This window comes from Brevibacillus parabrevis, assembly GCF_022701015.1.
In the GTDB taxonomy this organism is placed as follows: domain Bacteria; phylum Bacillota; class Bacilli; order Brevibacillales; family Brevibacillaceae; genus Brevibacillus; species Brevibacillus parabrevis.
The window spans coordinates 32,938-47,151 of record NZ_CP064090.1; the positions used below are offsets into that span (position 1 = coordinate 32,938).

Genomic DNA, 14,214 nt, shown 5'->3' on the forward strand with positions numbered 1-14,214 from the left:
TCTGTTCATTCGAACCGTTCTTCTCTCCATCATAACGAGAATCCCCTCCTTTGCACCAGTTGAAAAGCTTGCCGGATCGCTGTGAAAGTGCAGCCAACTTTTCCGGGCAAATTTTTTGCTTGCTCTGAAAAGCGTTCCACACCGTATTCTACTTCCAACGATCTTGAAAGGAGCCATGCCCTCGTGTTTCGCTTCAAATTTGAGTATCTGCTGTTTGTCGCAGGTTTGCTGATTCTTGCCCTCGGCATCAATATGATGACGACCATTACTTCGTTCGGTCTCAGCCCTTATGATTCCCTGTTTATTGCCCTGTTCCAAAACTTCGGAGTGTCGATTGGCTTCTGGATGTTTGTGATCAACTTTACGTTTGTATGCATCGTCTTTTTTATGGATCGGCGTTATATTACGATCGGGGCCGTCGTCGTCATGGTTTTGATTTCTGTCTTCGTAGACATGATCGGCTCGATCGATGCGCTGATGGACGGCATCCGCTCGCTCCCGCCGCTTCTGACCTTGATCCTGGGCAACCTGTGCATCGGCAGCGGCATCGGACTGTATGTGTGCACACAAGTATGCACCGCGCCGCAAGAGGCTTTCGTGCTCGTCGTCTCGCAGCGAATGAAGTGGACGTTCAGACGGACAGAAATCTCGCTCGCCTGCCTGTTTTTGACGCTCAGCTTTTTGCTGGATGGACCGATTTATTACGGAACGATCGTGCTGTCGTTTACCACCGGCTACATCATCCAGGCAGCGATCAATGCCGGAAACAAGCTTCTGTCCTTCGTCAATCGCGGGAAAGAAGGGCAAGTGCAGCAAGGAATGAGTGAGCGAGCCAGCTAGAGAACGACAAAATGACATCAAAAAGCCGTCAGTCAGCTGACGGCTTTTTCGCGCATGTGCAGGGCTGTTCATGTGCAGGTTTGTTTTGCTTTTTAACGCAACCTACTGTCCCATCATGCGAATAAAAATAAGTAGCCAAAACATTAGTTCCTGTATTGCTTGTAGTTATCTTAATCATTTCAATCAATACTTCTTCGAAAGAAAAGTATGTGAAAATTTTCGAGTCAAACGATCCAGCTGACATTGTCATTTTTTATTGTAACAGGATCAAAGCCATACTTTTGGCCAATGAAACTGAGAAAACAAGCCAGAGAGGTATTGCGACTCGTACTGAGACTGAGTCAGCCATTCCTAGAAGTCCATGTACCAGCCACATTTTCATCTGTTTCCGTCCTGCGTTGTAGCACCAATCAATCCCCCTACCATTCAAACTTGAATACTGGCTATTTTCATTCGGTTTCATATTATATTGGAAATGCTTATTTCATGCCATTTCATAATTTCTTAACTTGAATCGGCATGAAATCGGCACGTTAATTTACGCAGATTTTCCGAAATCCCTCGCAGTGTTTACGAGGAATTTTTCACATCAGTCAGACGTCTTCCTGCTCCCTTATGGCAGACAACCGAGAATTTCGAAATCCAATTTTCATGGAAGAGCAAAGCGCAATCGATCACTTGGCAACGCACAGGCGTTCGTTGTCGAGCTGTTGAAAGCGTAGATGTCGATTACATGGACAGATAAAAACCCCGCTTTTACTGTGCGAGGCTTATAACTATGTTACTTTTGGTTTCCAACAAATTTCTCGATGTACTTCCTTCTTTCATCTTTGGTGAAAAACTTGTTCACGATTTCATTCCGCCACTTCTCTTTATACGTTCCAATTTCTTCTATATTAATTTTCAAATAGTCCTCAACCGTAGCCCGCAACCGAAATAGAGTTAGGTGTGAGACAAACGCATTACTCAATCAATTTATCTAGCTGCCTTGTAAGTTCTTCATAACAAGATCTCATATTTGTAATAGATATATGGCTATATCCATAATTGCACATAGTAGTGAAATAGTGTAATCCTTCATCCACTAAAGCATGAAGGAAGGAGTATTTTGGTAACTCAATTTCTAATTGAATTTTGTTCATCTTAACTACAGTAAATAATACCTTATCTTGATCGGTGTTTTCTAACGAAATAATTGCTTGGTAGTGCACAGTTTCTTCTGTTGCTTTTGAGTCTGTCGCCAAAAAATCTTCAATTAAAGAAGCAAAAGAGCTCCAAAGTGATAAGTCATAATAGGTAAAATCAAAAATAACTTCGTCATTGAACTTTATCAGGATTGCTTCCCGGAAAAATTTCTTATTTGGTTTAAAGTATTGCTTCACTGCGAGTTCGTTCCGAATATCTATAAAGGAGTGTTCAATATTTTCTAGGATAACACCTTTATGTACATGGTCAAGATTTAACTCTGAAGCTATTACACTGTTTCCTTTTAATAAATATGTATGAACGCTAAACATTATTTCTCCTCCAATATTATATATAGAATGAAATAGCCCTAGGAGGAAAACTAGGGCTATTTTAATTACTCAAATATTATTCTTCGACTTCATTCCAACCATATGGATAAAGAGTGGTGATACTTCCTCCACTTACTACTAACTTATATAAGTTACCATCGTGGTAACCAACATATCCTTTTGGCTTATAGTTGCCCTGATCAAGTCGCTCCTTCATCCATTGAGAGTTCTCTCTGTAATCAATTACACTTTGAATAATCTTTTCAATATCCCTCATGGAAGTACTGGGATTAAACATTGATAGAGGATCACGATCATAACCATTATAGTCACCCGTCCAATATTCTGGATGGTGTCTTGCAAGTATATGTGTCATTCCATAGTCATCTGGATCGCCGAATTCGAGGTGAATACCATCTGGATACCCTTTTAGTTTGAATACCTTTAGAGTTGTGTCACTTTTTACGTCGCCATCCCATTCTCTATCTCTATCTTCGATCTTATTGGAATAAAGTTCCTCGACTTCTTTTTTTACATAGGATTCTCTTACTTTTTCATAAGCTTCTTCCAATTTGTTTTTATACTTAATGTACATAACACCTGCTCTTACTATGATTAAAACAATTGGAATCAAAGGAGCAGCTCGTAATTCTGCTTCTTGTATTTCGTCTTCCTCTGTTACAGTTTCTTCTTCTGTTAACTCGCCTTGTTGACTCTTCTTTGCTACCTTTGAAACTTCGACTCGTTCCTCTGCATAAGCGGCTGCAGTTGGCGACAGAATTGTTACGATAGCTAAGGATAAAGCTAATACTAAACTATTTGTCTTTTTAAAAAAACTCACAATTTCACCCCTAATATAACTAATGAAAGATATAGGTGAACACCATTTGCATGCATGCTTTTGTAATTATATTAAATAAAGGTATAATTGGCAATATGAGGATATAATTACATAATGATTTTATGATACCATCTGACAATCTGGCCAAGTCCCATAGCTTTACAAGCTCATTCCACTATCTGCTATTATTGAAGCCCATAGACAGGGCATACGTAATCGCCATGAACTTGCTATATATCTTGGCGTAACTGAAGATTTTCTCGATTCGGCCATTAATTGATACAAGGAAAAATACGGTGTTGGTGCTTCACTTGCCCCATACACCATTTGCTTTGAGCCTTTATGAGTTCTGGAATTTTTCGAGTAGCGCTTTCCAGCCATAAGACTGTTTATTGTACGCTCAAAAAGAACGTACGTTCTCAATGAGAAGGATTATTATGGCGACGTTTAGAAAACTACCTAGTGGTAGGTGGCAAGCAAGGGTGTCTCGCGACGGTGATGAATTTAGCATTGGTACATTCAAAACAAAAAAGGAAGGGGAGATCGAGGCAGCAAAAGTGGAGGAGAGGATTTATTGAATATCGCAATATGCTGTTTGATGAGGTGGTAGATAGCTGGAAAGCCCATAAAGTAATGAACTCAAAGACTCAACTTTTAGGCAAATTGAAATAATCATTCGCTTGCACATTAAGCCCGAATTTGAGAACAAACGAATCATGAAGATAAGGCGATCCGATATTAAGAAATGGATTCAAGCGTACGTAGACAAAATTGATGAAAAGGGCAACCCAAAATACTCATTCGGATCATGCCTGAAATACTTATCAGTAATGAAAAGCATATTCCACTATACTGCTCGACTGACTACCTTTTCCTTACTTCGCATGCATCATACAAAACGTTGGTGCAACAACGTTTTGTAACCCCTATCCGATGGAGCCTTCCATCTCAAACTTGATTAGCCACCCCAACAAAAAAGGCACAGCCTCCTCACGATAAAATGAGAAGCTGCACCTTTCTTGCACCTATGAAACTTACCTATTGCCTCCCACAAGCCAACACATGAGGAGCGATAACAATCCTTTACTTTTTCACCGAAGGCATAACCCCGTCAGGAATCGGGCACACATACTCTTTGCTGCCCAGTCGCTCCTTCAGCTCCGCTTTTGCCTTCGCGATCAGCTCAGGGTTTTGCAGCATGTCCACCGCCGTAGCAGCCATGACCTTTCCGGCGTGCAGCATGCCTTTGTGCGCCATCGAAGTAGCTCCCAGCGCCACCCATTGCCACGAGTGCAAAGTCGAACCGTTGATAAAGCAAGCAGTCGTACACTGGGCGGTCGGAGTGATCCAGCTTACATCGCCAACGTCTGTCGAGCCGTTCAGCGGAATCGTCCCGCCGTTGTACGGGTTCAGCCATGTCACCATGTCCGGGTCAGGCGTACCCGGCGACTGTCTCTCCGCTGTTGCCTTTTCCTGTTCAGACAGCGTGGCACGCATCGCTTTGGCCAGTTGCAACTCCGCCTCGTCATGCACGGGAACACCCAGCTCCTGGTAGTTTTTGTACATGACCTCTTCCAGCGTCCGGTTTTGCACCAGATTGGAGCAAGCCTTGTCAAACACGATCTCGACTTCCGTTTCGGTCATCATCGCCGCGCCTTTGGCGATTTTGCACACGCGCTCGTAAATTTCTTGCACCTGATCGACTTTTGGCGCACGAACGAGGTAGAGCACCTCTGCGTATGGCTGCACGACGTTTGGCGACAACCCGCCAGAATTGGTGATCGCATAGTGCACACGCGCATCCGTGATGATGTGTTCGCGCAAGTAGTTTACGCCGACGTTCATCAGCTCGACTGCGTCCAGCGCGCTGCGGCCCAGATGCGGACTCGCTGCCGCGTGAGCGCTTTTGCCTTTGAACTTGAAATACACCTGGTAGTTCGCCAGCGACTCGACTGCCATGATGCTGTTGTAGCCCATCGGATGCCAGCAAAGGGCGAAGTCCACGTCGTCAAACAGCCCGGCTCTCGCCATGAACGACTTCCCTGAGCCGCCCTCTTCCCCTGGGCACCCGTAGTAACGAACCGTACCTGGCAAATTGTTTTCTTCCATATACTGCTTCACGGCTACTGCGGCCGCAAGCGAAGCGGTTCCCAGCAGATTGTGTCCGCAGCCGTGTCCGTTTGCCCCCGGCACCTCCGGCTCTTCCTTGGCCTGGCCTTTTTTCTGGCTCATTCCCGACAGCGCGTCAAACTCGCCCAGGATCGCCACAACCGGAGTTCCGCTGCCGAAGCTGCCGATGAAGGCCGTCTGAATCCCGCCCACTCCGCGCTCCACCTGGAAGCCTTCTGACTCAAGCGTCTGCGCCAACAGCTCAGCCGATTGGTACTCCTGAAAGCGCGTCTCCGCGAACTCCCAGATGCGGTCGCTCACTTTGATAAAAGAATCCCGTTTACTTTCGATCATTTCTGCAATTCGTTTGGTATCCATCAAGAAACATCCTCTCCAGGTCGTAGTTGATCAAAGCATGAGAGCGATAGAGGGTTTCTTTTACGTAAGAAGCCGTCTTGCAATCCGATTCAGCAGCTCGACGCTGCGCGGCAAAATTTCTTCCTGAATATCGAATTTCGGATGATGGTGTGGAGCCGGAATGTCGGTTCCGATCGCCATGTACGTTCCTTTTCCGCCGCGATCCTGAACGCGCTTGATCATGAAGCTCGCGTCCTCGCTGCCCATCGAGTTGTACTCGCCCATTTTAAAAGAAGTAAAGCCCTCGACTTGCTTGGCTTCCTCCAAAGCCAACACAGCCATTTCCTCGTCGTAGTTGATCGGGATCGCTCCCCCCACTACTTCGATTTTGTGCTCCAGCTCATGCATGGCTGCACTGTGCGCGATAATCGTGCGAACGCGCTGTTCCACCTCGGCGTTGACCTCCTCAGACACCGAACGGGTTTCGACAATCATCTTCGCATAAGCCGGAATGATATTTGCCGCTGTTCCCCCTTCCAGCACGCCCACATTCACGCGAGTCGCCCCTGTGCTAAAACGCGGAATCGCATGAATGTTGAGCAAAGCTGTAGCCGCGCCGAGCAGCGCATTTTTCCCCTGCTCCGGCGATGCGCCCGCATGGGAAGAAACGCCGTAAAAATGAGCGAGCATTTTGGTCGTAGCCAAAAACCCGTAAGAGCCGCCGTGCACTTCGCCAAGCGGGACGTTAACCCCCAGATGGTGGCAGAAAATGTAGTCCACGTCGTCCAGCATCCCTTTTTGCACGATGGAGTACGCGCCACGGACGCCTTCCTCCGCAGGTTGGAAAATCAGCTTCAACGTCCCGGCGAAATCCCCTGCTGCCAGCGCGGATGCTACGCCAAGCCCAATCGTCGTATGCCCGTCATGGGCACATGCGTGCATGTTGCCTTCATAGCGGGAGCGGAAATCGTGCGCTTGCGGAAAATGGTCTGCATCGGTGCTCTCCAAAACTGGCAAAGCATCCATGTCGAAGCGAAAAGCCACCGTCGGCCCGGGCTTGCTGCCCTTTTTGACGCCGATCACCGCCGTGTAGCCGCCGCGCATTTTCGCAACGATCTCCGGGTTGGCGCCGTCCCGCAACGCTCTTTCGTATGCGGCTTCCAGCACTTCCTCGGACGGCAATCCCCTGCGGGAATCGCCATCCATCGCGTCTTGTCCGTAAATGACGTCATAACCCATGGAAGTCAACAACTCTACCACTTTGGAAGCGGTGCGAAACTCTGTGAAGCCCACTTCCGGATGCATATGAAAATCTCTTCGAAGGGAAACCAGATCCAACATATCAATTCCTCCTGTTCATTCTGGAGTCATCTCTACTTCATGATCGGATAAACTCCAGGGCCGATTGGCAGACCCAAGAAATACCAAACAACTAAGAGCAATGTCCACAAAATAAAGATCGCGATCGGATACGGCATGATCAAGGCGTAATAGGTGCCCAGCTTCGCATCCTTTTTATATTCCTGCAAAAAGCCGAGGAACAGCGGGATAAACGGTGAGACGATCGCAAACGGAATGACCGAAGAGTCGGCAACCCGGAACGCCACCTGCGCGAATGCCGGATGGAAGCCAAGCGCCATGAACATCGGTACAAACACCGGGGCAAGCAACGACCAGATGGCGGAACCGCTGGCGATAAACATGCAGAGAAACGCGGACAAAAACATCAAGCCGATAAACACAGGTGCTCCGCTCATGTTCATTTGCTCCAGCAAATCGGTAATCGAGAGCGCCAGGAAGCTGCCCATGTTGCTCCAGTTGAACATCGCCACGAATTGGGACAGCGGGAAAATCATGATGATGAATCCTGCCATGCCTTTGATCGGGTCAGTCAAGAGAGCCGGGATGTCATTTTGCTTTTTGATCACTCCGACTTTGATTCCGTACGTAATCGCTACGGTGAAGAAAAAGAGCAAGATGATCGGAACAATCCCTGAAATGAATGGAGAAGGTACGACTGTTCCCAGCTTCGGATCACGCAAGAGCGCATTTTCCGGCACGACCAGCACAGCCATGACGGCAATGAACGCCAGCGCTGCGATACCAGCGGCACGCAAGCCTTTCTTTTGGATATCGGACAAATCTTCCAGTTTTCTTTCGTTTTTGCCTTCGCTTTTGTAAACACCCAGGCGCGGTTCCACAAATTTGTCCGTGATAAAACCAATCGCAGCGGAAAGCAGCAGGACGGACGCGGACATGAAGAACCAGTTGTCGAGCACACTCACAGTGATGTTCGGATCGACCGACTTGGAAATTTCCGAGCTGATCCCGGACAACAATACGTCTGTCGTCACGATCAGGATATTGGCGGAAAAGCCTGATCCAACACCTGCAATCGCGGCGAGCAACCCTGCCACCGGATGACGTCCGACAGCCAAAAAGATCAACGCGCCAAGCGGCGGCATAATCACGAACGCAGCGTCAGAAGACACGTGGCTGAAAAACGCGATGAAAGCAACGAGATAGCTGGCATAGCGCGCACTGACGCGCAGCGACATTTTGCGAATGACTGCTTCCAGCAGACCGACCTTCTCTGCCAGCCCTACGCCAAGCATCAGCGTCAAGATCGAACCGAGCGGCAAGAACCCGGAGAAGTTTTTAATGATGTTGGGCAAAAGCCACTGCAAGCCTTCCTGGCTGAGCAGATTTTTTACCTGGACTTGCTCATTCTTGATCGGGTCGATTGCTGTGACGTGGAAAATAGACAAAACAGCAGTGATGATCATCAAAGCAGCAATCAAATAAAGGAACAGCATGAACGGGTTCGGCAGCTTGTTTCCCACTCGCTCTACCCATTTCACCAGGCCGATTCCTTGCGAATATTGCTCATTCCGATCGATTTGTACGTTGTTTGCACTCATTGAGCATTCCCCCTAGGCCGTTTCTTTCTGTTGGTAACCATCATTCTCGTTTATTTCGTTGGCGAAACAACGACGTTCTGAATGAGTGATCAGTCTGGATGCTGGCATTAAAGTGAAAGCCCTTTCATTTTAATCTCAACGCAATCCATTCATTCAAAAACGCAGTAAAGCTTGTCGTCGTGCCGATACTCCTTTCCTGGTCTTTGTTTCAGTCACCATTCACAATATGCGAATACAAAAAGACAATTTCGTTTAATTGAATTATATAACCTGAGTAACTTTTTTTCAATAGAGTTGTTTGACTTCTTGAAAAATAGAAAAGCTTCCATGATTTATCCGGGACTCCAGACCTGACTACATCAGTGCTTTAGACCTAAGTTATTTTCCCTTCCAACGGCACTTCCCACTGGTTTTTTGCCATAAGAAAATGATTTCGTCTGCTTTTTTACATACAAAAAAGCAACCACCCGTTGAGTGGTTGCCTCTTTGCCATGCCTTATTGTTTAGTTCACGCCTACCGCGCTATACGCTGCATTCACAGCAGCTACTTGCGGAGAATTTGCACCGAACAAGTCAGTGGCCGAATGAACAGCAGCTTGGCGCATCGCAGAGAAGTTGGAGTACGGCGTCAGGTAATGAGTCAGCGCGTGGTAGTAGATTTTCGCTGTGTCTTGGCGACCGATCCCGTTCACGGTTACCCCGTGATGCGTGCCCCCTTCTGCCAGCAAATACGCAGCTTTGTTGTTGATTCCGCTGTTGATATGAACGCCGCCGTTATCCTGGGAGCCGGTATAGCGGTTGCTGTAGTGATCCGGGTCGCCATACTCTGTTGGGTCTTCCAGGGAACGCAGCGCATCTCCATTTGTTCCTGGGGTGTAGATGTCTTCTCCCATCAGCCAATCGTCGTCGTCGATCATCGCACCGAAAATATCGGAGAGGGACTCGTTCAAAGCTCCCGATTCGTATTGGTACACCAGCCCCGCTGTCTTTTCGGTTACAGCGTGGGTCAATTCGTGAGCGACTACATCCAGACCTCCGGACAACGATATGAATGTGCTGCCGTCGCCATCTCCATACACCATTTGCGAGCCATTCCAGAATGCATTGTTGTAATTGTTGCCGTAGTGGACAGTAGAGCGGATCAAGGCGCCTTTGTTGTCATAGCTGTTGCGATTGTGGACGTCTTTGTAGTAGTCGTACACTTGCTGCGCATAGGCGTGCGCATCGACTGCCGCTCCGTCCGTCCAATTGTTGTCGCTGTCTGACATAAGCGTGCCAGGAAGCGTGGAGCGGTTTTTGGCAGTATACGTCTCGATACCTTTTCCGCGCGTCGTGTCTTTCATCACATATTTGCCGCTTTGCAGCGAAGTCTCGAACTGCTTGCTGTCGCCGAGCACGCCTGTTCCGATTCCTGTTGCGTGGTCGATCGTATTGTACTTGTTGATCACGTCTCCGCTATGCGCATCGATGAAATACATCCAACGACCTGGTTCCGGGTCCAGGAAGCTCAGCTCAACCGCATACGCCAGGTAAGCTTCGTTTTCATGTACGTAAATATACAGCTCTGCCTCCGGATCATTTACGAAGTCCGGCTTTTCGCCCACTTCGTCTTCCACATCACTGATCGCTTTCTTCAACGCTTTTTGTGCGTTAAGCTTCGGTTTCTTTGTCAGATCATCATTGTTATCGAGATTGGGAATGAACTGCCCCAGGTAAGACGTGACAGAGCCATCAGCGTCTATGTGAACGGTTTGCTGGAAACCGTAAATCGGAATCCCGTTATAGACCTCCTGCAAACGGTAGTGCTTTGTGTCCGTTTCCTTGTTGCGAACCTCATTCACAATTTGAAAATGATCGGCGACATCTCCTTGAATCTGGAATTGATCTTTGTAATTTTCGAGGTAGGACCAGACGATATCGTCGCCTTTTTCTCCATCCGGTTCCCACTTCTCCCCGATGTACTGCGGTGTTTCCCACTCCTTGCTGTAGTCGATGTCTTTGGATTTGGCCAGCGCCGGAACCGATGCGAAGCCAGACACGCCCACGGCAATACTAAGAGTCAAGCTGGTTGCAACATAAGACTTTTTCATTCTAAAAAACTCCCCCAATCAAAATATTATGAATGTATGAAACATTTTATCTTATTTGCTTTTTCTGGAAAAAATCCCTTTTTTTCTCTTTTCTTTTTTCTCGACAACTTCTTACTTGCTTCTACATGATTTGACGAAACCTCGCAGCCAAAAACGCTGCCCTCCGAACTCTCGCCACGAAATGACACTAAAGTCGCTTCCCATCGACAAAAAAAACACCCGAAATGTCGGGTGTTGTCTACTTTTTCAGCGTATATATTTTCTTCGGCCTGCCGCGCATAGCCTGTTGCTCCTCGCCTTTGTATTCCGCGAGATCCACTTCGCACAGACTGCCCATGATTCGCTGGGCATTTCGCACCGTCATGGACAAATACGCCGCGATGTCTGTTGTCGTGAATGATTTCCAGCCCATGCGCTGGACAAGCGCCCTCAGCTTGTAATACGTTTTGACGCTGACGTTGGCCTTGTTCAGTTTTTCCAAAAGCTCGCGGTCGTTCGAACGGTAGGCGTACTCCAGTTCCTCCGCTTCGCCCACCGATTCCATCATCACGCCGTTATCCTGCACGACCACAATCCCAAACTGCGGCCGTTCTTTGGCATGCTGGACCGCTTTTCGCGCATTGTTCTCCGCTGAAAAGGCCGTGTCTCCGAAGCCTACGCCGACTGCCACGGGCACGTCCGCTTCCAGCGAGAGCTGCTCTACCGTATGCCGAAGCATCTCAATTTCCCGCTGGATCGCGCCGCGCGAACTGAAAATTTGATAGCGCCCGTTGCCGTTTGCCATCAGGGAGCCATCGAGCCGTTCGCAAAGCAACAGCAAGATTTCCCTGATTTTCAGCTCCAGATGCTGGAGATGGAACCGCGTCTTCGCCCGCTCGGCAATTTTGTCAAACTGCTCCAGCTCAATGATTTCCACGCCGATTTGGGTATGCTTGAAATACGAACTTTTCGCTTTTTCGATGACGATCTTCATCGCCTGGCGAATTTCCATCTTCGTCATCAACACGCGATAGACCGGGATGCCTGCATCGCGCAATGCCCGTTCGACGGAAAACAAGGTCGTGAAAGCTCCCTGCGTCTTCCCTTCCCGCCACAGCGAGAGGTGGAACTGCGTAATGGCCTCCGGGTCGTAATGCTCGTCGTAGGTCATGACGTGCATTTCTTCCGCGGGAATATCCAGCTCCGACATGGCCTCGCGCAAATACGTCCCTTCCGAATCGATCATATCGACGGAGACACGCTTCACAACCTCGTCATGGTCGATCGACATCTGAATGAAGCAACGGTACAGATTGGAGCCGGTTGGCGGGCAGTAGACGATATTCGCATCCGGGCTCAGCACATTTTTGGCGATCGTAAAAGGAATCGGACCAGAAAAAAACCATCCGTTAAACTCCGGATTATGCTCCTGCACAATCTGGCTCACTTCTCTCGCATCTTCATAGGTAAAAGGAACAAACTCGATTTCGTGCTCAAACTCATTGGCAACAGCCAGTATCCGCTCTACTGAAGGGGGCGGACCCACCACACCGATTTTATACATAAGGGCGTTTACTCCTACCTGGTTTGATAGCTGCTAAAATGATTAATTACCTCATTCTTATCATTTGCCGTGTGCTTTGTCTACTGCTGTCATCATTCTGCCCGCTAAATTAGTTAACTGCCTCATTGCTTGCACGAACATGAGTGTCTTCTACTATTAGCAGCAAATACTTTGTTAATCAGCTAAACGAAAAAATTTTTTACCGGGAAATATAAAAATTACCTTTGCTAAAAAAAACGCCAACAAATATTCTGAATATATGTTTCTATCATTTTCAAGGGGGATTTACATGAAAAAGGGCATTGCGCTTGCAACCTGTCTTACCTTGCTTTTCGGGGTAATCACAGGCTGTTCCAACTCTTCGACGCCTTCCCAGCCTGCGGGCCAAACCTCGCAACCCTCCGCCACACCGACTGAGGCTACAAAGACAGAGCCGATGGTGCTGCGGTGGAGCATCAACAGCGAGCCGCCTTCCATGGACCCTGGCATCGCCGTCGACGCCGACTCTTTCGACATGATTTACGCCGCTTTTGAAGGCTTGACCAGCTACGACCTGAACGGACAGCTGACCAATGCTACGGCGGAGAGCTTTACCAATACACCGGACTATATGAACTACACCTTCAAGATTCGCAAGGACGCCAAATGGAGCAACGGCGATCCGGTCACTGCCCACGATTTCGTGTACGCGATCAAACGCAATCTCGATCCCAAGACGGCATCCGAGTACGCCTATCAGCTTTACTACATTAAAGGAGGAGAGGAATACAATACGGGTAAAGGAAAAGCCGACGACGTAGGTGTAAAAGCGGTCGACGATTACACCGTTGAGTTCAACCTGAAATCGCCTACTCCGTTTTTCCGTGAGTTGACCTTCTTCCCGACGCTCTTCCCGCTCCATCAAAAAACAGTCGAGAGCAGCCCGAACTGGGCGGCAGAAGCGAAGACGATCGTGGGCAACGGCCCATTCATCATGGATACATGGGAACACAAAAGCAAAATCGTCTTCACCAAAAACCCGAACTACTGGGACAAATCAAACGTGAAGCTGGACCGCCTGGAAATCTCCATGATCGAAGACAACAATACAGCTTTCTCCATGTTTGAAAATGGCGATATCGACTGGGGCGGCTATCCTGCTTCCACGCTGCCGACAGACGCGATCCCTTCCCTGAAGGACGCGGGCAAGCTGATGGTCGCTGACAACCCTGGCACACAGTCTGTCGTCTTCAATACGACCAAGCCGCCTTTCAACAACAAAAAAATCAGACAAGCCTTCGCTTACGCCATCAACCGTCAGGAAATCATCGACAACATCCTGCAAACCGGCGTTCCTGCCGCCTACGGATGGGTGCCGACCTCGATGGGCCTGAAACCGGACGGCTACTTCAAAGAAGACAACGAAAAAGCGAAGCAGCTTCTGGCCGAAGGAATGAAAGAGCTTGGCCTGACAGCCTTCCCGACCGTGACTTACACGTACGACACTACCGACACGAACAAGAAAGTGGCAGAAGCTTTGCAAGACCAGTGGAAAAAAGTGCTCGGCGTAAACGTCAAGCTGTACAACGCAGAGTTGAAAGTGTACCGGGACATGCGCTCGCAAGCCAACTTCGACCTGATCCGCTTCCAGTGGGGCGCAGATTTCAACGATCCGATCAACTTCCTGGAGATGTTCCGCGACAAAACAGGCGGCAACAACCATCCAGACTGGGAAAACGCCAAGTTCAAGGAGCTGATCGACAAGAGCTACAACGAGCCTGACCTCGACAAGCGCAAGCAAATTTTGCTGGACGCCGAAACGATTTTGATGGACGAAATGCCGCTCGCTCCGATCAACTTCCGGGGAAGCCCGTATGTGAAGAACGACAAGGTGAAAGATTTCATCATCTTCCCGCTCGGCGGGGCGTACTTCAAGTACACATCCGTCACCCGCTAGCCGATTGCTCTTGCGTAAACAAACAGGCTGTACCTGTCTCTTCGACATGGCACAGCCTGT

At 48.4% G+C, this 14,214-nt stretch carries 10 protein-coding genes; 3 read left to right on the forward strand and 7 right to left on the reverse strand.

Annotated elements, in window-relative coordinates; translation table 11 throughout:
• The first annotated feature begins 183 nt into the window (after positions 1 to 183).
• Positions 184 to 840 (forward strand): YczE/YyaS/YitT family protein, encoded by a 657-nt coding sequence (locus IRJ17_RS00165; protein WP_242772654.1) that lies wholly within the window; start codon positions 184 to 186, stop codon positions 838 to 840.
• A 962-nt stretch (positions 841 to 1,802) separates the two neighbouring features.
• On the opposite strand, the gene IRJ17_RS00170 is transcribed toward IRJ17_RS00165, so the two are convergent.
• The gene (locus tag IRJ17_RS00170) at positions 1,803 to 2,357 is read right to left on the reverse strand and encodes a hypothetical protein (RefSeq protein ID WP_217022489.1); all 555 of its coding nucleotides are present in this window, start codon (positions 2,355 to 2,357) and stop codon (positions 1,803 to 1,805) included.
• A 76-nt stretch (positions 2,358 to 2,433) separates the two neighbouring features.
• Positions 2,434 to 3,198 carry a hypothetical protein gene (locus IRJ17_RS00175; protein ID WP_242772656.1) on the reverse strand — a complete coding sequence of 255 codons (765 nt, stop codon included), beginning with the start codon at positions 3,196 to 3,198 and terminating at the stop codon, positions 2,434 to 2,436.
• A 680-nt stretch (positions 3,199 to 3,878) separates the two neighbouring features.
• On the opposite strand from IRJ17_RS00175, the gene IRJ17_RS00180 reads away from it, so the two are divergent.
• Positions 3,879 to 4,121 (forward strand): tyrosine-type recombinase/integrase, encoded by a 243-nt coding sequence (locus tag IRJ17_RS00180; RefSeq protein WP_242772658.1) that lies wholly within the window; start codon positions 3,879 to 3,881, stop codon positions 4,119 to 4,121.
• A gap of 160 nt (positions 4,122 to 4,281) precedes the next feature.
• On the opposite strand, the gene IRJ17_RS00185 is transcribed toward IRJ17_RS00180, so the two are convergent.
• The 5 genes from IRJ17_RS00185 to IRJ17_RS00205 form a co-directional block, all read right to left on the reverse strand.
• Positions 4,282 to 5,685, reverse strand: coding sequence for a M20 family metallopeptidase (locus IRJ17_RS00185; protein WP_278189471.1), 1,404 nt, complete (start codon positions 5,683 to 5,685; stop codon positions 4,282 to 4,284).
• Between the two features lie 60 nt (positions 5,686 to 5,745).
• Positions 5,746 to 7,005 (reverse strand): amidohydrolase, encoded by a 1,260-nt coding sequence (locus tag IRJ17_RS00190; RefSeq protein ID WP_122966290.1) that lies wholly within the window; start codon positions 7,003 to 7,005, stop codon positions 5,746 to 5,748.
• Between the two features lie 32 nt (positions 7,006 to 7,037).
• Positions 7,038 to 8,585, reverse strand: a complete 1,548-nt coding sequence (locus IRJ17_RS00195; protein ID WP_173597139.1) for an AbgT family transporter — start codon at positions 8,583 to 8,585, stop codon at positions 7,038 to 7,040.
• 503 nt (positions 8,586 to 9,088) lie between these two features.
• The gene (locus IRJ17_RS00200; RefSeq protein ID WP_122966292.1) at positions 9,089 to 10,675 is read right to left on the reverse strand and encodes a M4 family metallopeptidase; all 1,587 of its coding nucleotides are present in this window, start codon (positions 10,673 to 10,675) and stop codon (positions 9,089 to 9,091) included.
• Between the two features lie 238 nt (positions 10,676 to 10,913).
• The gene (locus tag IRJ17_RS00205; RefSeq protein WP_122966293.1) at positions 10,914 to 12,218 is read right to left on the reverse strand and encodes a hypothetical protein; all 1,305 of its coding nucleotides are present in this window, start codon (positions 12,216 to 12,218) and stop codon (positions 10,914 to 10,916) included.
• A gap of 289 nt (positions 12,219 to 12,507) precedes the next feature.
• Between IRJ17_RS00205 and IRJ17_RS00210 the strand changes: the two genes are divergently transcribed.
• Complete coding sequence (locus IRJ17_RS00210) at positions 12,508 to 14,154, forward strand: peptide ABC transporter substrate-binding protein (RefSeq protein WP_242772661.1); 1,647 nt, start codon at positions 12,508 to 12,510, stop codon at positions 14,152 to 14,154.
• The last annotated feature ends 60 nt before the right edge of the window (positions 14,155 to 14,214 follow it).